This window comes from Brevibacillus ruminantium (genome assembly GCF_023746555.1).
GTDB classification, from domain to species: domain Bacteria; phylum Bacillota; class Bacilli; order Brevibacillales; family Brevibacillaceae; genus Brevibacillus; species Brevibacillus ruminantium.
The window spans coordinates 566305-587842 of the sequence record NZ_CP098755.1; the positions used below are offsets into that span (position 1 = coordinate 566305).

At 50.0% G+C, this 21538-nt stretch carries 16 protein-coding genes and 1 riboswitch; of the genes, 12 read left to right on the forward strand and 4 right to left on the reverse strand.

Going from position 1 to position 21538, the window contains the following annotated elements; genetic code table 11:
• Positions 1-162: 162 nt before the first annotated feature.
• The 11 genes from NDK47_RS02955 to NDK47_RS03005 all read left to right on the forward strand — a co-directional run bounded on the left by NDK47_RS02955 (position 163) and on the right by NDK47_RS03005 (position 14758).
• Positions 163-1143, forward strand: a complete 981-nt coding sequence (locus tag NDK47_RS02955; RefSeq protein WP_407653425.1) for an LCP family protein — start codon at positions 163-165, stop codon at positions 1141-1143.
• 81 nt (positions 1144-1224) lie between these two features.
• Positions 1225-2682, forward strand: a complete 1458-nt coding sequence (locus tag NDK47_RS02960) for a spore germination protein (RefSeq protein ID WP_251873440.1) — start codon at positions 1225-1227, stop codon at positions 2680-2682.
• A gap of 18 nt (positions 2683-2700) precedes the next feature.
• Positions 2701-3825 (forward strand): GerAB/ArcD/ProY family transporter, encoded by a 1125-nt coding sequence (locus NDK47_RS02965; protein ID WP_251873441.1) that lies wholly within the window; start codon positions 2701-2703, stop codon positions 3823-3825.
• Positions 3806-4957: a Ger(x)C family spore germination protein gene (locus NDK47_RS02970; protein WP_251873442.1), complete on the forward strand. Its 1152-nt coding sequence runs from the start codon at positions 3806-3808 to the stop codon at positions 4955-4957. Before NDK47_RS02965 ends, NDK47_RS02970 begins: the two co-directional genes overlap by 20 nt.
• Positions 4958-5048: 91 nt before the next feature.
• Positions 5049-5166, forward strand: a riboswitch (SAM riboswitch).
• Between the two features lie 83 nt (positions 5167-5249).
• Entirely contained in the window at positions 5250-6263 is a 1014-nt protein-coding gene (locus tag NDK47_RS02975; protein ID WP_251873443.1) for a methionine ABC transporter ATP-binding protein, read from the forward strand.
• Between the two features lie 3 nt (positions 6264-6266).
• Positions 6267-6926 (forward strand): methionine ABC transporter permease, encoded by a 660-nt coding sequence (locus tag NDK47_RS02980; protein ID WP_251873445.1) that lies wholly within the window; start codon positions 6267-6269, stop codon positions 6924-6926.
• Between the two features lie 77 nt (positions 6927-7003).
• Entirely contained in the window at positions 7004-7843 is an 840-nt protein-coding gene (locus NDK47_RS02985) for a MetQ/NlpA family ABC transporter substrate-binding protein (protein WP_251873446.1), read from the forward strand.
• A 259-nt stretch (positions 7844-8102) separates the two neighbouring features.
• Positions 8103-9752, forward strand: a complete 1650-nt coding sequence (locus tag NDK47_RS02990) for a peptide ABC transporter substrate-binding protein (RefSeq protein ID WP_251873448.1) — start codon at positions 8103-8105, stop codon at positions 9750-9752.
• A 145-nt stretch (positions 9753-9897) separates the two neighbouring features.
• Positions 9898-11556, forward strand: coding sequence for a peptide ABC transporter substrate-binding protein (locus NDK47_RS02995; RefSeq protein ID WP_305883389.1), 1659 nt, complete (start codon positions 9898-9900; stop codon positions 11554-11556).
• A gap of 176 nt (positions 11557-11732) precedes the next feature.
• Entirely contained in the window at positions 11733-13364 is a 1632-nt protein-coding gene (locus NDK47_RS03000) for a peptide ABC transporter substrate-binding protein (protein ID WP_251873450.1), read from the forward strand.
• A gap of 662 nt (positions 13365-14026) precedes the next feature.
• On the forward strand, positions 14027-14758 hold the full coding sequence (locus NDK47_RS03005) for an NPCBM/NEW2 domain-containing protein (protein WP_251873452.1): 732 nt from the start codon (positions 14027-14029) through the stop codon (positions 14756-14758).
• Positions 14759-14842: 84 nt separating this feature from the next.
• Here NDK47_RS03005 and NDK47_RS03010 read toward each other — a convergent pair whose 3' ends face one another.
• The 4 genes from NDK47_RS03010 to NDK47_RS03025 form a co-directional block, all read right to left on the reverse strand.
• Positions 14843-15706 (reverse strand): hypothetical protein, encoded by an 864-nt coding sequence (locus NDK47_RS03010; RefSeq protein WP_251873453.1) that lies wholly within the window; start codon positions 15704-15706, stop codon positions 14843-14845.
• 13 nt (positions 15707-15719) lie between these two features.
• The gene (locus NDK47_RS03015; protein WP_251873455.1) at positions 15720-17018 is read right to left on the reverse strand and encodes an ABC transporter permease; all 1299 of its coding nucleotides are present in this window, start codon (positions 17016-17018) and stop codon (positions 15720-15722) included.
• Entirely contained in the window at positions 17015-17704 is a 690-nt protein-coding gene (locus tag NDK47_RS03020; protein ID WP_251873456.1) for an ABC transporter ATP-binding protein, read from the reverse strand. The genes NDK47_RS03015 and NDK47_RS03020 overlap by 4 nt, the downstream gene beginning before the upstream one ends.
• 80 nt (positions 17705-17784) lie before the next feature.
• A complete protein-coding gene (locus tag NDK47_RS03025; RefSeq protein ID WP_251873458.1) occupies positions 17785-19512 on the reverse strand; it encodes an alkaline phosphatase in 1728 nt (575 codons plus the stop codon).
• A gap of 292 nt (positions 19513-19804) precedes the next feature.
• Between NDK47_RS03025 and NDK47_RS03030 the strand changes: the two genes are divergently transcribed.
• Positions 19805-21454, forward strand: coding sequence for a peptide ABC transporter substrate-binding protein (locus tag NDK47_RS03030; protein ID WP_251873459.1), 1650 nt, complete (start codon positions 19805-19807; stop codon positions 21452-21454).
• Positions 21455-21538 lie beyond the last annotated feature (84 nt).

The following is a 21538-nucleotide window of genomic DNA, read 5'->3' on the forward strand; positions in this document are numbered from 1 at the left end:
TACTTTGTAAACTAAAAAGTTTAAAAAATGATCGAATCAGGCAAATAAAGGCTGCCCCATTTTAACATGATTCGCGTATACTAAACAAAGTGGAATCGTCTTGGTTATCTTGTTAGAACAAAGGTGGAGTTTCCCTTGATTCGAAAAATAAAACGACTGGTTATGTTTCTGCTCCTGATTGGCATTCTGGCAGGGGGCTATTACGGATACGCGTTTTATCAATTTGCGGAAGATATCCAGCAGCCGAATCTGGTCGATCACCGACTGGAACCGGGTGAGACCAAAGCAGCCGAGCTGCCCGTTTGGAATGGCAAGGAACGGGTCAATATTCTGCTCATGGGTGTAGACCGGCGAGGGATGAAAAACAGTGGACTTCCCCGCTCAGACAGCATGATGCTGGTCAGTGTCGATCCTGTCACCAAACGATATGATCTTTTTTCCATCTTGCGAGACACTTATGTGGATATTCCTGATCACGGCAGCTCACGGATCAATGCGGCCATCGTGGAAGGCGGGCCGGAGTTAGCCATGGAAACGGTCAGCAATCTGACCGGTCTTGATGTAGACAGATATGTCATTACGGATTTTGAAGGGTTCAAGCATCTGATAGACGCCGTTGGCGGGGTGGAAATCGATGTAGAAAAAAACATGCGCTATCATGATCCTACGGACAAAGGTGTGTATGATATCAATCTGAAAAAGGGCGTGCAGCGGCTGGATGGCACCAAGGCTCTCCAGTATGTACGCTTCCGGCATGATGCTACATCTGACTATACGCGGACCGAGCGTCAGCGAAAGCTGATGTCGGCACTGGCCAGTCAGATGAAAAGCGGTACAACCTTGTTCCAGCTTCCGTCTATTTTGAAGCAGGTGACGCCGTACATCCAGACCAATATCAGTTCGATGGATATGCTGAAGCTGGCCGGATTGGGCCTTTCGCTGGATACGCAAAATCCTGGCAAATACCAGCTTCCGCCGATGGGGGCCTTTCATGAATCGCATCGAGCGGGATCGGTGCTCATTCCGGATGTGGAGCAGGTTCAGGAGTTTATCCAGGAAGCACTCCAGCCAGCGCCTCCGGAAGATAAGGAGCCCGGTTCAACAACAGCAACGAAAAAAACACCAAACGACACGCAAAGCTGAGCGTGTCGTTTTCTTTTTGCCATGTTTTCGGAAAAAGTGGGAAAACTACCTTTATCCTTTCATCAAAAAGGAGGGGGACGGGTGAATACCGAGATCATTCGCAAATGGTTTTCCCATACAGCAGAACTGATCATCGAGGACATCGAGGAGAGGGATTCGCACGTTCGCGTTTATTTTCTAAAGAGCATGGCAGACACGAAGCTCATTTACACGAAGATATTGCCTGAGCTTCGCAAGCTTTCGCCCCATCCCTTGAAGATTGAAGACGTGGAGAGTCATCTCGGTGTGCCCACCTCCCAGCGCTTGGCCAAGCAACAGGATGTGATCAACCACCTCTTGAAGGGGTCTGTCTATATCCATGTCAACCAGGCCCCCTATGGGCTGGCGATACCTGTGGCTGCTGAAAACAAACGAAACATTGCCAGACCTGAGATCGAGACCAATGTTCTTGGGCCGCAGCAGGCATTTGTTGAAGATCTGGATACCAATATTGCGATCATCCGAAAATACCTGACCTCTCCCCAGTTGTTTCACGAGCAGCTCTGGGTCGGGGAAAGCGCTCGGCAAGAAGTGGCGCTGCTTTATATGGAAGAGATCGTCAACCCTGAGAATGTACAGACCATTCGGCAGCGTATACAGGATTTACAGACAGATGGGCTTATAGACACCAACATGCTCTCCCAGTACATTTCGGACAACGAGCTCTCCCTTTTCCCGACCCTGCTTCAGACAGAAAGACCGGATCGGGTGGCGGATGGTTTGCAGAACGGGCAGGTGGCGATTCTGATTGAAGGCAGTCCTTTTGTCCTTTTGGGTCCCACTGCACTGTTCCATTTTTTTGAGTCTCCGGATGATTATTATTTTCGCTGGAGCCTCGGTACATTTACCCGACTGCTTCGAATGATAGCCATGCTGGTGTCCCTGCTCCTCACGCCGCTCTATGTGGCAGCGCTCACCTTTCACTACGAAATGATTCCGGCTGATCTTCTGCTGTCTCTGGCTCAGTCGCGAGCACGCGTGCCATTCCCGCCCTTGTTTGAAGCACTCATGATGGAAATTATTATCGAACTGCTGAGGGAGGCCGGGGCCCGACTGCCGACCAAGGTCGGGCAAACGATCGGGATTGTGGGAGGGATTGTGATTGGGCAAGCAGCCGTCCAGGCGGGAATTACGAGCAATATTCTCATTATCATCGTCGCTTTTGGCGCATTGTCATCCTTCATCGCGCCCAGCTACGTGATCGGGTCTACGATTCGGGTCATTCGCTTCCCGGTTATTGTGCTGGCAGGCATTTTGGGGTTGATGGGGATCATGGTGGCTATGAGCTTTTTGATCAGTCATCTGCTGAGAATCACCAGTCTGGGACGGCCGTATATGTCCCCTCTGTATCCGGTTCGCTTGGGTGACTGGAAAAACACCTATTTCCGAGCTCCGTACTCTTTTTTGGCGAAACGGCTCTCGATTTTTCAAAGCCGCAATCCGCTTCGCTATGGAAGGAAAGAAGCGCACCAAATTCATAACCTGGATGAAGACGAGTAGGGGAGCGGGATCAGACAAATGAAGGTCAATGTCCAGCACAGTCTTACAACTACCATCGCTCCGTATATGGTGGGGTTTCTGATTTTCGCCAATCAAGTGGGATTGGGGATGCTGGGGTATCAACGGCCGGTCGCAGCCAGAGCGGGCCATGACGCATGGATTTCCGTCATCATCGCGGGTCTCATTTCGCATCTCGCGGTGTGGGTTATCTGTCGCACCCTGCAAAAGTATCCTTCAGCCGATTTGTTTGGCATCCATCAGGATGTCTATGGAAAATTCCTCGGCAGGTTGCTCAGTCTGATGTATATCCTCTATTTCAGCGGGATGACACTGATCTTTTTGCGCGGGTACATTGAAGTGGTCCAATCCTGGATGTTTCCCCAGCTCGCTACCTGGCTGCTGGGCATCATTCTGGTGTTCCTGACCCTCTATACAGTTCTCGGCGGGATTCGCATCATCACGGGGTATGTGATCCTTTCCGTTTTTATTACCATTTGGCTGTTTTTTGATCTTTATTTCACGCTTCATTATGCCCGGTGGTACTATTTGCTGCCGATCTTGGAGGCTGATTTCAGGCAGTTGATTGCCGGGGCTTTGGTGATGGCGTTTACTTCGGTGGGTTACGAGATTTTATACATCGTTTACCCATATGTTCAGGACAAAAAGCGGATTCATCGCAGTGCGCAGCTTGGCGTGTTGTGTACGAACATCATTTACATCGCGGTGATGGTCATCACGCTGGTTTTTTTCAGCGAGGAACAGCTCCAGCGAACTATCTGGCCGACGCTGATGATCAAAACCGTCGTCTCCTTTCCCTTTCTGGAGCGGCTTGAACTTTTGGGGATTTCATTGTGGGTCTTCATCGTCCTGCCGAACATCATGCTGTACATCTGGTCTGCTTCCAAAGGCTGTTACAGACTGTTTGGCTGGAAGCAGAAAAAGGTCCTGTATGCTCTCATGATGGTGATTTTTATCGCGATGCAGTTTTTTTCCACCAGGCAATCGATCAATTTCATCATTGATTACATGTCGAAAATCAGCTTGTACGTCGCTGTGTACTACCCCTTTATCTTGTTTCTGCTGGTTTTGATCAAACAGCGCCGGAACAGAAAGGAGACGAATCATGAGGAGATGCAGAGGTGAGCGCTATCTGCGGCGGGAGGTATGGCTGATATTGCTTGCACTCCTGATGACGGGCTGTGTGAAAACGGAGATTTTTGACGATCTGGGGTTGATGACGGTATCGGGATACGATTTGCTGAACGACGATCGGATCTACGGCACGGCGGTCATCCCGACAATCAATCCAGAGGCCAAAGAAAAGGTGCAGATTCTCTCAGGCGAAAGCATGACCACCAAAGGCTTTCGCGACAAAGCAAACCTTCAGTCAGATAAAGAGATGGTAAGCGGGCAGCTGCGCGTCGTGATGTACAATGTAGAGCTTGCCAAGAAGGGCGTAGGCAATTTGGTGGACACCCTGTACCGGGACCCCTCGGTCGGCAGCCGCGTCTATCTGTGTGTGTTTGATGGATTGACGAAGGATTTGCTCTCGACCAGGTTCGAAGCGAAAGGGAACGTCGGCATGTACCTCTATCGGATGATTGAGCACAACGTCGAGCAGGATAAAATTCCATCCCCGACACTGCATGAATTCATACGCACTTATTTTGGCGAGGGCATTGATCCATACCTTCCCCTTCTTGAGAAAAAGGGAAAAAACGTGGGGATTAAAGGAGTGGCCTTGTTTCGCGATGATAAGTACGTCGATTGGGTACCGCCGAAGGAAGCCTTTTTTATTAAACTGGTACATGAAAACTATCGAACGGCCACCTATGAGATGAGAACATCGCGGAAGCGCTTGGAGCTTGAGCCAAACTCCGGTGGAGACAAAGAAACGGATTTTCGGCTGGTATTTGACACCATCAGCAGCAAGGCAAGCATCAAGGTTGTCAGCCAGAAACCACTGATATTTGACGTCAAAATCAAATTGAAGGCCCGCATTCTGGAGATGTCGGAACCAGTAAAGCTGGAGAATCCGAAAATGACAAAGCAACTCGACAAGGTCCTTTCAGAAAATCTGAAACAAGAGCTGGAGAAGGTCGTTCGGAAGATCCAAAAAATGGGTGTGGACCCGTTTGGTTTTGGGGAAAGGTACCGGTCTCAAGTGCGGGGAGCGGGAAAGCTTTCACATGAAGAATTGCAAAAACGTTTTCAAGAGGCGGAGTTCCGCTTTCACGTAGATGCCGAGGTCATCCGCAATGGAGTCATGGATTAAATTCTCATTGACTTTTTATTTCGCGATAGCATATAATCCAATTTGTATCAAGACGGTACATTTCTATTAATTGAATCTAACGTAGATATTCTTCTTATCCAGAGAGGCGGAGGGAAAGGCCCTATGAAGCCCGGCAACCGGCTCATCGATCATTCGATGGGTGGCGCGGTGCCAATTCCTACAAGATGTAGATCTTGTACAGATGAGAAGGGTGGATGCGATCGTATATTACGGTGCAGCCCCTTTTTCGTATAGGAAAAAGGGGTTTTTATTTTATACGGGAGGTGAGCGGATGATACAGTTGCATGATCTGAAAAAAGACTACGTGGTCAACGGAAAGGCGATACCTGCTTTGCGAGGGATCGACCTTACGATCAAAAAGGGAGAAATATACGGGGTCATTGGACACTCCGGGGCGGGAAAAAGCACACTGATCCGCTGTATCAATCTGCTGGAGCGCCCGACATCAGGCAGAGTGATCGTCGATGGAGTCGATCTGACGAAACTGGACGAGGGCAAGCTTCAGGAGCAGCGCAGACATATTGGGATGATTTTCCAGCATTTTAACCTCCTGTCGTCCGCGACCGTAGCGGAGAATGTGGCTTTTCCGTTAAAACTGGCGAAGCGGCCCAAAAACCAAATTGATAAGAAGGTTAAGGAAATGCTGGAGCTGGTGGGGCTCAGTGAGCATCGGGACAAGTATCCGTCACAATTGTCGGGTGGGCAGAAACAGCGCGTTGGCATCGCCCGTGCACTGGCGAGTGACCCCAAAGTGCTGCTCTGCGACGAGGCGACCTCAGCTCTCGACCCGCAGACAACCAACTCTATTCTCGCTCTCTTGCTCGATATCAACCGAAAACTGGGACTGACCATCGTGCTGATCACCCACGAGATGCATGTGATCCGCTCCATCTGTGATCGGGTAGGTGTGATTGACGGCGGACATATCGTCGAAACCGGCGAGGTTCTGGAAGTGTTCCTGAAGCCGCAGCATCCGACGACACAGGAGTTTGTCGAGCAGGTAGCGGACTCCAGTGAATTGCGTAAAGTCGTTTCCCTGGAAAAAGCGTCGGGCGAACGGATGATTCTTCGCGTGACCTTCCTGGGCGAGCAAACCTACCAGCCGATCCTTTTTGAAACGATGCAGGAGACAGGGACGGTATTCAGCATCCTGCAGGGGACCATCTCACGGATGAAAGACACCCCATACGGTCAGCTCGTGGTCGAGTTGGGCGGGAATTCGGGCCAAAACAACAAAGCGATCGAGACACTGCGACAGCGCGGGCTGGAAGTGGAGGTGATATAGGGCATGTCGTTTACAAATGTGGATTGGACAGAAATATGGAAGGGCTCAATTGACACACTGACCATGCTCGGGTTCTCTACCTTGTTCACGGTCATTATCGGACTTCCGCTGGGAATCCTGCTATTCCTGACGTCCAAAGGACAACTGCTGGAAAACCGCTTGTTTTATTCGGTATCATCCTTTGTCGTAAACGTTTTGCGTTCCGTGCCTTTCATTATTTTGATGATTCTCTTGATTCCCGTAACGAAGATGCTCGTCGGCACTTCACTCGGAGTAAAAGGCTCTATCCCTCCTTTGGTCATCGGTGCAGCTCCGTTTTTTGCCAGATTGGTAGAAACATCTCTGCGTGAGGTAGACCGGGGTGTGATCGAAGCAGCTCAATCGATGGGGGCGTCCAACTGGCAGATTATCCGCAGCGTCCTGCTGCCGGAATCGCGACCGGGTCTGATCGCCGGGATCACCATTACGACAGTGGCACTCGTTTCGTACACGGCCATGTCAGGTGTCATCGGCGGCGGGGGCTTGGGGGATTTGGCGATCCGCTACGGCTATCAGCGCTTCCAGACCGATGTCATGATTGTGACTGTCTTCATATTGCTTGTGTTGGTTCAGATCTTGCAGTCGCTGGGTGATCGCTTGGTGATCAAATTCAGCCGGAAATAAGATCTTGTCCATAGAAAGGTAAGCCGTTCTATCAGCTTAAAAAAACAGTTCGTAAAAAGAGAAAGGGGAAATCATCTGTGAAGAAATTGGTAGTTTCCGTATTGTCCACTGTATTGGCATTTTCTCTGGCTGCTTGCGGCAGCAAAAATGAAGCAGCTCCTGCGCCTGCGGCGAACGGTTCCCAGGGAGAGCAGAAAGTAGTGACACTGACGGTCGCTGCAACACCTGTTCCACAGGCTGAGATTCTGAAATTCGTCGCTCCCAAGCTGAAAGAAGAAGGCGTCAATCTGGAAGTAAAAGAATTTACCGATTACGTTCAACCAAACGTACAAGTACATGAAAAACAACTGGATGCAAACTTTTTCCAGCATCTTCCATATCTGCAGCAGTTCAACAAAGATCAAAACATGGATCTGGTAGAAGTCGTGCCTGTTCACATTGAGCCATTTGGCGCCTACTCCAAAAAAGTAAAGAGTGTGGATGAACTGGCTGACGGTGCCACTGTCGCTCTGCCAAACGACGTAACCAACAATGGTCGCGCTCTGGCCCTGTTGGAAAAGAGCGGCCTCGTCAAACTGAAAGACGGCGTAGGCATCAACGGTACGGTAAAAGACATCGTAGAAAACAAGAAAAACCTGCAATTCAAAGAGGTTGAAGCAGCGATGCTGCCACGCGTACTGGATGAAGTCGACCTCGCGCTGATCAACACCAACTATGCTTTGGAAGCAAAACTGGTTCCAACCAAAGACGCGCTGTTCATCGAAGACAAAGAGTCTCCGTATGCGAATTACCTGGTAGCACGTCCTGACAACAAAGATGATGAGGCCATTCAAAAGCTGGCAAAAGCACTGAATACACCAGAAGTGAAAAAGTTCATCGAAGATACGTATGAAGGAGCAGTTGTTCCTGCATTCTAATGCAGATCAACGCTTGGCATGACAGAGGAGGTACCCGAGTCCTGATGGGATTCGGGTCCTTTTTTGATTTTTGGGACGCGGATTGGACAAAAATGACTTTATTTTCCTTGATAGTTAAGCTATTCCGTTTATACTTTTTCATTAATAGATAAAATATTCGTAAAATTTAATTAAATCTAAACAAAGCCCATTCCCTTTCCTGTTTTTTGCAGGTATATTTTGGGGGCAACACTTTTATTAGATAAGGGGGAATTTTCAGATGAAAAAGTTATCAGCAATGACGCTGGGGCTATCGCTAGTGATCAGCGCTGCACTCGCGGGATGCGGTGGCAGCGGCGGTCAGTCGGCACCGGCAGACAAGCCGGCGACGGGGACCTCACAGGCGGCGCCAGAGAAAAAGAAGGGACCGCAGATTTTCCGCGCCAATCTGACCAGTGAGCCTTCAACGGCTGACCCGGGTTTGGCCAAGGACGCTACGTCAGGAACAATCGTTCGCGCGACCTTTGACGGTTTGACCCGTCTTGACGGAAACGCCAAACCGATGAATTCTGTCGCCAGCGATGTGAAGATATCTGACGACAAGCTCACCTACACGTTTACCCTGCGCGATTCCAAATGGAGCAATGGAGATCCGGTCACAGCACATGACTTTGAATACGCCTGGAAACGTGCTCTCGATCCAAAATTGGGCGCCGAGTACGCCTACCAGCTTTACTACATCAAAAATGCAGCGAAGGTACACGGCTCCAAAGCCACCCCTGACACATTGGGCGTCAAGGCATTGGATGACAAAACACTGGAAGTGACGCTGGAGAACCCGACGCCATACTTCCTGGAGCTGACAGCCTTTTACACCTACTATCCCGTAAATAAGAAAGTAGTCGAGGCCGATCCGAAGTGGGCAAACGAAGCTGCTACGCACGTCGGAAACGGTCCGTTCAAGATGACAGCCTGGGAGCATAAAGCCAAGATTGTCCTGGAGAAAAACGAAAACTATTGGGAAAAAGACATCGTCAACCTGGATAAAATTGAATTCGTGATGATTGAAGACGACAATACAGCACTCTCCATGTTTGAAAACGGCGAGCTGGATTGGGCAGGTCAACCGCTCGGCGGACTGCCGACAGACGCTATCCCGGCCCTGAAGGATGCGGGCAAGCTGGTAGTCCATCCGAAGGCGACCATGTACTGGTACAAAGTCAACACCACGAAGGGGCCTCTCGCCAACGCCAATATTCGCAAAGCCTTGGCGCTTGCAGTGAACCGCCAGGCAATCGTGGACAACGTAACACAGGTGGGCCAGGTGCCGACGATGGGGCTATTGCCGAAATCCATGGCTGTGAAGCCAGAGGGCTATTTTAAAGACAACGATGTCGAGACAGCGAAAAAACTGCTGGATGAGGGATTGAAGGAGCTGGGCCTCACCAAGCTGCCAACCATCACCGTTTCCTACAACACGACGGACCGTCACAAGAAAATCGCTGAAGCTATGCAGGATCAGTGGAAGCAAGGGCTCGGTATCGATGTGAAGCTGATGAACAAAGAGTTCAAAGTGCATCTGCAAGACATGCATGAACTGAACTACGAAATCGGCCGTCTGGGCTGGAATGCGGACTTTAACGATCCGATCAACTACCTGGAAATGTTCCGCGACAAGGATACCGGTACCAATGATACCGGCTGGGAGAACGACCGCTACAAAGAACTGCTGGCTCAATCTACGACCGCTCCAGATGCGGAAAGCCGCATGAAAATGTTTGCGGAAGCCGAGCAGATTTTCATGGATGCCATGCCAGTCATCCCGCTCTTCACGGACGTGGATGTATGGGTGCAAAATGATAAAGTAAAAGGCGTACAAGTGGACCCTCTTGGCTTTATCGACCTCAAGTGGGCCGAGATTACCGAGTAAAACATAAATAAGCGAAAAACGACAAACCAACGGATAAAAGAACAGACGGTGTACAAGTAAAAGCAAAAATGGCAGCCAGAATGAGGGAAACCAATTCGCGGCTGCCATTTTTATGCAAGATAAATATGACAGGGGGTCATTCATGATGAAAAGACAGGCAGCTCCACTTATTGTTGGTCTCGCCCTGATTACTGCCACCGTACTGGGTGGATGCACAGGAGGAAGTTCTACCTCGACCGCGCAACCGCCACCTGATCAAACAGGCCAAACCAGCACAAATGCCGTTCAGCAACCCAAAACACCCAGTGTATTCCGGGCCAATTTGCACAGTGAGCCATCGACGATCGATCCCGGTCTGGCCAAGGACAATACCTCAGGGACGGTTGTACGTGCAGCCTTCGATGGGCTGACCAGACTGGATGCAAAGGCGAAGCCGATGAATTCGATTGCCCAAGAGGTGAAGACCTCAGCGGATGGCCTGACATACACCTTTACCCTGCGTGATGCCAAATGGAGCAACGGCGATCCCGTAAAAGCGAGTGACTTTGTCTTCGCCTGGAAACGGGCGCTTGACCCCAAGCTGGCCTCCGAGTACGCTTACCAGCTCTACTACATCAAAAATGCCCAGGAAATCAATGCCGGGCAGGCTTCGCCGGATACACTGGGCGCAAAAGCCCTGGATGAAAAGACACTCGAAGTTCAGCTGGTCAATCCAACGCCCTACTTCCTGGAGCTGACGGCTTTTTACACCTACTATCCGGTGAATCAAAAGGTAGTCGAAGCCAATCCGAACTGGGCATTGGAAGCAGCGACCCACGTCGGCAACGGTCCGTTTAAAGTAACGACCTGGGAGCATAAAAACAAGATGGTGCTGGAGAAAAATGAAAACTACTGGGATCAACAGGCGGTGAAGCTGGACCGGATTGAATTCGTGATGATTGAGGATGACAACACAGAACTGGCGATGTTTGAAAAAGGAGAACTGGACTGGGCCGGGCAACCGATAGGCGGACTACCGACGGATGCCATTCCTTCCCTGAGAGCGGAAGGGAAGCTGGTCATCCATCCGGAAGCGTCCATGTACTGGTTCAAAATGAATACTACCAAACCGCCATTGAACAATATCAAAATCCGGAAAGCACTCGCCTATGCGGTAAACCGCCAGGACATCGTGGATAACGTCACCCAGGTAGGACAGGTACCGACTATGGGCATACTGCCACAGACGATGATTTTAAAGCCAGAGGGCTACTTCAAGGACAATGATGTGGAGACAGCAAAAAAACTGCTGGCTGAAGGACTGCAAGAGCTGGGCCTCGACAAGCTGCCTGTTCTGACGCTTTCCTATAATACGGTGGATCGTCACAAGAAGATTGCCGAAGCTCTGCAAGACCAGTGGAAGCGCAACCTGGGGATCGACATCAAGCTGCAAAACAAAGAGTTTAAAGTGCATCTCCAGGATTTAAACGAGCTGAATTATGAAATAGGACGGATCGGCTGGAGCGCAGATTTCAATGACCCGATCAACTATCTGGAAATGTTCCGCGACAAAGACGGGGGCAACAATGATATGGGGTGGGAGAACGCCCGATACAAAGAGCTGATCATCCAGGCAGCAGCCGAGCTGGACCCGGAAAAGCGGGCACAAATGTTTAGTGAAGCTGAACAGATCATGATGGACGAAATGCCGCTCATCCCGATGTTCACGGACGTAGATGTCTGGGTGCAAAGCGACAAGGTAAAAGGCGTACAGGTTGATCCGCTTGGTTTTGTCGACCTTAAGTGGGCAGAGATGATCCAATGAAACTATCAATACTTTCTGAACCGTTCCAAAAATGGGACGGTTTTTATTTTCGTTTACGCAAATAAATGTTTACATAAACTAAAATTAAATTTAATTAAAATCGCTTTAATATTACTAAAAGTAAAGTATATTAATATCGTGTACCAATGGTTGATAAGGGGAGGTAAGACATTCATATGAAAAAAAGTATTTTTGCAGCGATGAGTTCGATTCTCGTACTGAGTGCGGCACTTGCCGGTTGCGGCGGTGGAGACAAAACTGCTGACAATGCTCAGGGAAATACACAAACGAGCGAAGAGAGCACAGGACCAAAAGTTCTGCGTCTGAACATGCATACGGAGCCGCCTACGGCCGATCCTGCATTGGCTGAAGACTCTACCTCCGGTGCACTTCTGCGTGCTACCTTTGACGGTCTGACCCGCATTGGCGAAGACGGAAAACCGCATGAGTCCGTGGCAGAAAAAATCGATGTATCCGAAGACGGCCTCACGTATACCTTCCATCTTCGTGATTCCAAATGGAGCAACGGTGATCCTGTTACCGCGCAAGATTTTGAATACGCCTGGAAACATGCGTTGGAGCCTGCAACAGCAGCCAACTACGCATACCAGCTCTACTACATCAAAAATGCTCAGAAATTCAATACAAATAAAGCAAGTGCTGATGAAGTTGGCGTAAAAGCACTGGATGAAAAAACACTGGAAGTAAAACTGGAAAACCCAACTCCGTACTTCTTGGAGCTGACTGCTTTCTACACCTACTACCCAATCAACAAAAAAGTGGCGGAAGCCGATCCGAAATGGGCGACCGAAGCAAAAACCCACGTGGGTAACGGTCCGTTCAAAATGGAGTCCTGGGAGCATAAGAGCAAGATTGTTCTTGCGAAAAACGAAAACTACTGGGATAAAGATGCTGTAAAACTGGACAAGATCGATTTCTCCATGGTAGAGGATGAGAATACCGAGCTGTCCATGTTTGACAACGGCGACCTCGACTGGGCCGGCGCACCGCTGAGCGCGCTCCCAACCGATGCGATCCCTGCACTGAAAGACTCCGGAAAAATGCAGGTGCATGCGATTGCCGGTACCTACATGTACAAATTCAATACGGAAAAAGCGCCATTCAACAACGCGAAAATCCGTAAAGCATTTGCGTATGCAATCAACCGTCAGTCCATTGTGGACAACGTGACTCAAGCGAACCAGCAACCAGCAATGGGTCTCGTACCGCCAACCATGGCTGTAACCGCAGAGCCATACTTCAAAGACAATGACCTGGAAACTGCGAAAAAACTGCTGGAAGAAGGCATGAAAGAAGAGGGCCTCACCAAACTGCCTACAATCTCGCTTTCCTACAACACTTCCGAAGGTCACAAGAAGATTGCCGAAGCTGTACAAGACCAGTGGAAAAAGGCATTTGATATCGATGTAAAACTGGAAAACAAAGAGTGGAAAGTATATCTGGACGACCTGCACCAAGGCAAGTTCATGATCGGACGTTCCAGCTGGAGCGGAGACTTCAACGACCCGATCAACTTCCTGGAGCTGTTCAAGTTCAAAGATGGCGGAAACAACGATACTCGTTGGGAAAATCCGAAGTTCCAAGAACTGCTGAACCAATCCGCAGTGGAGAAAGACGAAGCGAAGCGCAAAGCAATCCTCGCCGATGCTGAGAAAATCTTCATGGATGAAATGCCGGCAGCACCGATCTACTACTACACTCACTCCTACGTGAAAAACGACAAAGTGAAAGGCGTTGTTCTTGACGGTCTGGGCTTTGTTGACTACAAGTGGGCAACAATCGAATAAGAGCATTCGGACAGCTTGAGCTGTTTGGAAGCATCTGCAACAAGGAAGGGTAGCTAATACTCTTCCTTTTTTTCGTCAATGAAAGGAAAGTTGGCGGATACGGAACCGTAGCGAGAAGAAGCATGTTTCCCTGCTTAGCTCCGTATTCCGCCCGCAAGGGAGCATACACTGTCCGCTCCAGGGCGATTCGCGGGGGAGACGCAAAAGCCGCATCGCTTTGAGGTCATCCCAAAGTTGCGCTCCTTTTTCCCGCGAATCGCCCCTCCGCTGGGGCAGGGCTCCACAGTCGCACCGCAGGGAAACATGCTTCTTCACGAAACCGGAGCCTTTCAAACATTTGTGAGGAAGCTCGACTCAGCGGAACAGCGGATGGCGGGAAACAGGGACGCAACCCTGATTCACCACGGAGCGAAACGGCTTTTGCGGACCCCCGCCAGCCGCTGTGGAGCGGACAGTGAATCCTCCCTGCAGGGCGGAGTACGGAGCAGAGCAGGGAAGCTTGATTCTTCTCGCTGCAGCCCCGTTTGTACCACTAACAATCCACCCCCTGTGGACAGGAAATTAGACCCAACAAAAGCAAGGAAAATCCTCCGTTGGTCGCACCAACAAATGCAGGAAAGAATGATATACTCTGGGTAGATTTGGAAAGTTGGGGGCGATTGATGATGAAGAAAAATACGAAGTTGGGGTTCATGTCGGGGTTCTTGCTGGGGTCCATTTTCTTTTCCGGTCTTACATACGCGGCGACACAGTCTATCCCCGTCGACTTCAAGCCGATCAAATTCATGGTAGACGGGAAACTGCGGGAGACCAATGACGCTTTTCTGTATAATGGTGTACCTTATGCACCTGTTGCTTTTGTCGGCACGGCTGCAGGGAAAAAAGTCACCTGGGATGCCAATGCCAGCACAGTGACCATCGGAGGACCGGCAGAGTCGGTTGGCAGCGAGACCAGATTGTCGTCGCTGAAATATTCGATCAAAGACGGGTATTTGATCAGTGCCTTTAAGGATAACTGGGATAAAGGTGTTTTCTCAGCAGGAGGAACCATTTATGATCACGGACTGGGTTACACAAACATCACTTCGGTCGCAAATGACAGCTACAGCATCACCAGACAAGCATTTAAGATTGAATTGAACGGAAGCTACAAAGAGCTTTCTGGTGTTGTTGCAGTCGATGATAAGTCTCCCAACAAAACGGACCCGATCCTTTGGCGGATCAAAGGGGACGGAAAGCTGCTGCATGAAAGTCAGCGTATGACGGCTGGACAAAGTCAGGCCGTACAAGTCAACGTGGCGGGAGTCAAGACGTTGGAGCTGGAAATGCGGAAGGTATCAGGAAGCGATAAAGCGAATATCCATGCCTTTTTCGGAAATCCGCTGTTGCGATAAAAGAGGCAGGCGGCAAAAAAAGAAAGGTGATGACCAGGATGTCCAAAGACACAGGGTTATCACCTTTTTTGGTTTTCCCGTTTTCTACATGGTTTCAAAAGAAGCATTTTGCAGCCGGAACATGGTTCGGTACCCGGACTGATCGACCTTGATGCCGACATCCAGCGTCCCTTTCACTTTGATTGGCCCCTGTGTATAGCGCAGTTTGTCTTCCTTTTTCACGAAAACGATCATGATCTCATTCCACAGCGTTCCATCGTCATTGTCAAAAGGACACTCTGCTCCCGGCTCGGGAATCAATAAAAACCAGTGCTTTTCCAGAGAAATCACTTCACCCATAAATCCGTTGATCTCGACCTCGGTGCCTTTCAGATCCCAAAATCGATCAGACGGTGTAGAGCGATCCCCATTGTCAAAAAAATCGTTGAAGGAAATGATCGGCTTGCCCTCTGCGTTGACCTTGGTTGCCTTCGGAGGGGGAGGGGATGCTGCCGCTGCCACCGCATCTGTTTGCTTCTTTGGTGATTGGACGGCTACAGCCGGCTTAGCCGGTTTGTTTGGGGCAGCACCAGCCGCTTGCTGATTGGTTGGCTTTGCGGACTTTGCCCGAACGGGTTCTTTCGCCGAGTCAGCCGGTGTCTTCTGTTTTTCATCCTGCTGCTCCGAAGACGCTTGTGCGTCTTCGAGAGGATCGTTTGTCTCAGATGGAGGGGGTGTTCCTGCTTCTGTCTCTGCTTCCGTCTTCGTCTCAGCTTGTTCCGGCTGCATTTCCGGGTTTTCCTGCGGTTCTTCCGAAATGGCTGGCTCCGCCAGTGCCGGATTGGCTTCGGCTAAATCCGGGGCCGGTGCTTCTTCGGAGACGACCACCTGAGCGGTCTGTTTGCCGCATCCCGGCAGCACGAGCAGAACAGCCGCGAGCAACCAGACGATTTGACGAGAGTGGATCATTCTACTTCCTCCTTTACCGAAAAAGTTCCACGGGATGGACGCGATACATTCTGAAGGAAGGCCATAAAGAGGCCAGTGTTCCCAGAACGACGGCGCCAACCAGCAAATAGACTTCATAGGCATAGAAGCTCCATGCTTTTACAGAGATGCCGGTAGCATCAAAGATCACATCATGCAGCAGCCAGGCCCCGACGTGACCCAGCAGGAGCCCGAGCAAAACGCCAGTGATTGTCAGCAAAATCCCTTCCAGCACGATGGTGTTCATGACAAACAACCGAGATTTGCCAAGCAGTCGGAGCAAACCTACATCGCGACGGCGCTCCGAGGAGGCGGCTGTCAGGGAAAGCAGGAGAGAGATGGCGGCCAGGACAAAGCAGACCATCGCCATAAATCGGGCAATTACGGTGCCGGAATCGATCATGTTCAACAGATTGGCGACGACCTTGCTGCTGTATGCGGCTTGTGCTCCTTCTGCTTTGCTGTACTTCAATTTCAGTGTTTGCAGCTCCAGCAGCCCCTTTGGTTTCACCAGCAGCGACGTGATCATTTTATCGGGAGAATCTTGTTCGCCGTGAACGGCCCAGGCGTAATCCAGCGTGGTAAAAATCCCTTTGTCGTCAGCCGTGTGCAGAGGCGGGAGGATGCCGACGATTTTGTATTGAAAGTCATGATGGTGGTCGCCGTGGCCCTGCGCAGCATGTTCGGCTTGGTCATGCCCGTCATGCTCGGCATGCTCTTCATGTCCCGCAGGTTCCTCATGTCCCGCATGCTCATCCTGCCCGCCATGACCGTCTTCCTCATGCTCATCCAGTCCAGCCACCATTCCGTGGCTTCCGTGAAACGTATCGCCGATCTTTACCCCTAATGCTTGCGCCACATGAGAACCGACGACAGCCTCACCTGTATGCTGATACCATTGACCGCTTTGCGGGGCGATCTGATAACGGGTCTGAAAATACCCGGAGTCGATCCCGATAATCGGGTAGCCCCGCCAGGAGTCACCCCTGTTCATCGCATAGGAGACATCTACATTTGAATTGCCGTTTACCTCTTCGTACAGGGCGTACGGAATATTCCCGACTGGCACTCCGACATGATAGAAGGTGTTCAATACCAGCTGCGTATCCGAGCCGGATGCACCAATGACCAGTTCAAAAGGGCCGTACCCCTTGGCGGCTCCTTCTTCTGTGCTGTTTTGAACCAGGAAAATCAGCACGAGCAGACTGGATGCGATGGCGATCGAGAGCAGTGAGAGAAGAGACAAAGTCTTCCGATGAAGGATGTTCCGGTAGATGAGCTGAAAGGCGTTCATCGGATGGCCACCTCTTTTCTGGATGCATGCATCGTCTGGTTGATCTCTCCGATCTGGACGATACGGGGAAATTGTTTCGCCAATGGCAGATCATGCGTAACGCAGAGAAGCGTCAGGTTTTCCTCCCGACAAAGCGTCAGCATCAAACTCATCATCTGCTGCGCCGTTTCCCAATCCAGGCTTCCCGTAGGTTCGTCCGCCAGAACAAGACGGGGTTGATTGATGAGGGAACGGATCATCGCCACACGCTGCTGCTCGCCACGAGAAAGCTCGGTCGGACGGTGAGTGCGTCTTTTCTCCAGACCGACCCGCCCAAACCATTCCTGAAGCAATTTTTTCTGAGTCTGGGCATCACCTTTGGGCAAGACAAGCCGCACATTTTCTTCCGCGGTCAGGCTGGGGATCAGGTGAAAGTCCTGAAAAATGTACCCGATCTGTGTCGAGCGAAAATGGTCGCGTTCCCGTTCATTCATTTTGGTGAGATCCTGACCGTTTACGAGAAGCTGTCCGCTATCCGCCGACAATACGCCGCCAATCAGATGGAGCAGTGTGCTTTTCCCGGAACCGCTAGGCCCGATGATCGCGACCTGCTCCCCTTGTTCCACATGAAAAGAGGGGACATCCAGCACGGGCAATTCCTCCGCTTTTATCCGGTATGTCTTCCTCAGATTTTGTACGAGTATCATCTTTCAACCTCCTTGCCTGGAAAGCAGAAAAATAGCAGAAGGCAGGGAAAATACCTGCCTCCTGATCGTGTCGCAGTGTTTTATTCCATCACAATTCGCTCAGACAGGGAATCCCACGAGAGTTTTTTGCCGATCGCCTGTTCAAAAGCCTCCAGTGGCAGATAGACGCTGTTGTTATCCACATCGATCGGAGCAGACAGTTGCAAAGGCTTTCCGTTGACCGTGATCGTGTTTCCTGTTTTCGGAACCGTAATCGAGAGGGAAGGCTTCTCGAAGACATCTCCGTTTTGTTTCAAACCAAAGGCAGCATACATTTCGGCAGCCGGGAACAGCACCTTTCCTTCCCGATCAATTTTAAAGACGGGGTAGAGATATTTGTCTTGCAGTTTTTTCGTGGCCTTTTGCAGATCGACACCAATGGTTTGTGCAGCGACGGTTGCCAGTTCTGTATTGTCATGCAGGCCGCGCAGGCTTTCTTTTGCCGGACCGAATGCCCAAATGCCGACATCCACACCGGAGTGGCCATGACCTGTCCAACCAATGATGGCATGCTTCGCAACAACAGCATTAAGCGCACCCTCGCGTTTGTAGGAAGAGCCGTCGCCGTCCAGGATTTGCTGGAGTTCCTCATCTGTAAACGAAAACGTGGTATAGGCAGACAGGATTTTTTTCACATCTTCTTTTGTTTTCACCGTTTCCTTATTCAGTTCCGCACCAATCACTTCAGAGGAGCTGTTCAGCATTTTGAAATCCTCGAGATTCACTTCGTAGATGTTGTCACGGGACAGAGAGAGTCCTCCGGTTTCATGGTCAGCGGAAATAATGACGGTCGTGTTTCCGTCTTTCTTCGCAAAATCCATGGCTACCTTCACCGCGGCATCGAAGTCCAGTGTCTCTTCGACATTGCTGTGAATATCGTTGGCATGTCCAGCGTGGTCGATCCGGCCGCCTTCTACCATGATGGCGAAGCCTTTCTTATTTTGAGAGAGGATCTCCAAGGACTTTTTCGTCATGTCTGCCAGGGATGGAGTGCTTTCTTTACGGTCAATGACATAATCTACGTGCGAGTTGGCGAACAGTCCAAGCACCTTGCCATCCGTTGGCTTAATCGCATTCAGGCCTTTTTTGTCCTCCACGTACTTGTACCCGGCTGCTGTAAAGTCTTCGATAATATTCTTGTCAGTGCGCTTTCCCTTTTCCTCTTTGGTGACAAAAAAGCTTTTGCCGCCGCCCATCAGTACGTCAACTCCGGAAGTCAGATACTGAGAGGCAATAGCGGTTTCATTATCACGCTGTCTGACATGGCTGGCAAAAACAGCGGGAGTCGCATGCGTGATCCGGGCGGTCGTGACGAGACCTGTGGCCAGCCCCTGATCATGAGCGGCCTCGATAAAGGAAGCAAAGGGACGGGAAACATCCGCGTTGGAAACAGAGATGGCGGCGTTGTACGTTTTATTGCCCGTTGCAAAGGCGGTGCCTGCGGAAGCAGAGTCGGTTACGATCCCGGATTGAAAGACTCCGTCGGCTACGCCCGGATCAGCAAATGTCGTAGCTGCACCCACCAGATAATTGTCGAGCTCCAGTTTCTCTTGCTTGTAAAACTTGTTGGCATACAGGCGTGCTGCCGTTACCTGTGTCGGGCCCATCCCGTCACCGATCATCAGAATGACATTCTTGGATTTGGCCACTTTGGTTTCTGCATTGGCTTTGGCAAGCATGAGTGATTCTGTCGAATTGGTTTGAAAGGGAATGGACAGCGTCAACCCGAACAATACCGCGAGTGCAGCGATCTTTCTTGTTTTTTTCATCGTTACATTCCTTTCTTAAAAAGAGTGATGGGGAGGATTTCCTAAAAAGGATAACAATGAATTGATAAACTACCTTTAAAAAACAATTAAGATTTTGATAAAACTGGTCATGGAGCGGATTAGAAAAAATAAATAGAGCGATGCATGAGATTCGATCAATAAATATTTTTTTATTAATTTATAAAAATTTTTATAAACAAATAAAATTTTATTAAATCATCGTAAAACTTATTTAAAAAGAATATAAAAGGATGTATATTGATAAAAGATTTAGACAAGGGGGACAAGTGGCATGAAAAAGAATATTTTCGTAGCAATGAGCTCCATTCTCGTTCTGGGTGCAGCCCTCGCAGGTTGCGGCGGTAACAGCGCACAACCGGCTGATAGCGGTCAAAAGCCAAGCGACAACAATCAGCAAGCGGCAGCTCCGGAAAAGAGTGGTCCGAAAGTTCTGAAACTGAATCTTCACTCCGAACCGCCTACAGCAGACCCGGGTATTTCTGAGGACACGACTTCCGCAGCGATCATCCGTGCAACCTTCGACGGCTTGACTCGCGTTGGTGCTGACGGTCAACCTCATGAATCCGTGGCACAAAAGATTGAAACTTCTGAAGACGGTCTCACATATACCTTCCATCTCCGCGATTCCAAATGGAGCAATGGCGATGAAGTAACCGCGAAGGATTTTGAATACGCATGGAAACGTGCCCTTGATCCAGCAACAGCTTCCAACTACGCTTACCAGCTGTACTATGTTAAAAATGGTGAAGCCTTCAACAAAGGCAAAGCTGGCAAGGACGATGTAGGCGTAAAAGCGCTGGATGACAAAACACTGGAAGTGAAACTGGAGAACCCAACTCCGTTCTTCCTGGAGCTGACTGCATTCCCAACTTACTTCCCTGTGAACCAAAAAGTTGTGGAAGCTGACGCAAAATGGGCGACAGAAGCCAAAACCCACGTGGGTAACGGTCCTTACAAAATGGAGTCCTGGGAGCACAAGAGCAAACTGGTTGTCGTGAAAAATGATAACTACTGGGATAAAGACACTGTGAAGCTGGACAAAATCGAATTCGCGATGGTAGAAGACGAGAATACCGAGCTGTCCATGTTTGACAACGGTGAAATCGATTGGGCCGGTTCTCCTACGAGCGCGCTGCCGACCGATGCAATCCCTGCATTGAAAGAGTCTGGCAAAATGAAGTCTCAACCGATCGCCGGTACTTACTGGTACAAATTCAACACGGAAAAGGCACCTTTTAACAACGCCAAAATCCGTAAAGCCTTTGCATACTCGATCGATCGTCAATCTTTGATCGACAACATCCTGCAAACCGGTCAAATCCCGGCAATGGGTGCTCTGCCAATGTCCATGGCTATCAACAAAGACGGTTACTTCAAAGATCACGATATCGAAACAGCGAAACAACTCCTGGAAGAGGGTCTGAAAGAGCAGGGCCTCAGCAAACTGCCAGCAATCACTCTTTCCTACAACACTTCCGAAGGTCACAAAAAGATCGCCGAAGCGATTCAAGACCAATGGAAAAAGAATCTCGGCGTAGATGTAAAGCTGGAGAACAAAGAGTGGAAAGTTTACCTGGAAGACTTGCACCAAGGAAACTACCAAGTCGGCCGCATGGGCTGGCTGGGTGACTTCAACGATCCAATCAACTTCCTCGAGCTGTATAGAGACAAAGACGGCGGAAACAACGATACTCGTTGGGAAAATCCTAAATACAAGGAGCTCCTGATCAAATCCGCTACGATCCAAAACCACGATGAGCGTATGAAAGTTCTCGGCGATGCAGAAGCAATCCTGATGGATGAAATGCCGATCATGCCGATCTACTTCTACACGCAATCCTGGGTACAAAAAGACAATGTAAAAGGCGTAGTCATCAGCGGTCTCGGCGACGTAGACTGGAAATGGGCTACTGTGGAATAAGAAAGTCTTTGGGAGAAGAGGGCACACTGCGTGCTCTCTTCTTTTTTTGCCCGCATGGGACAAATGACCAATCCCCCGCCCCTT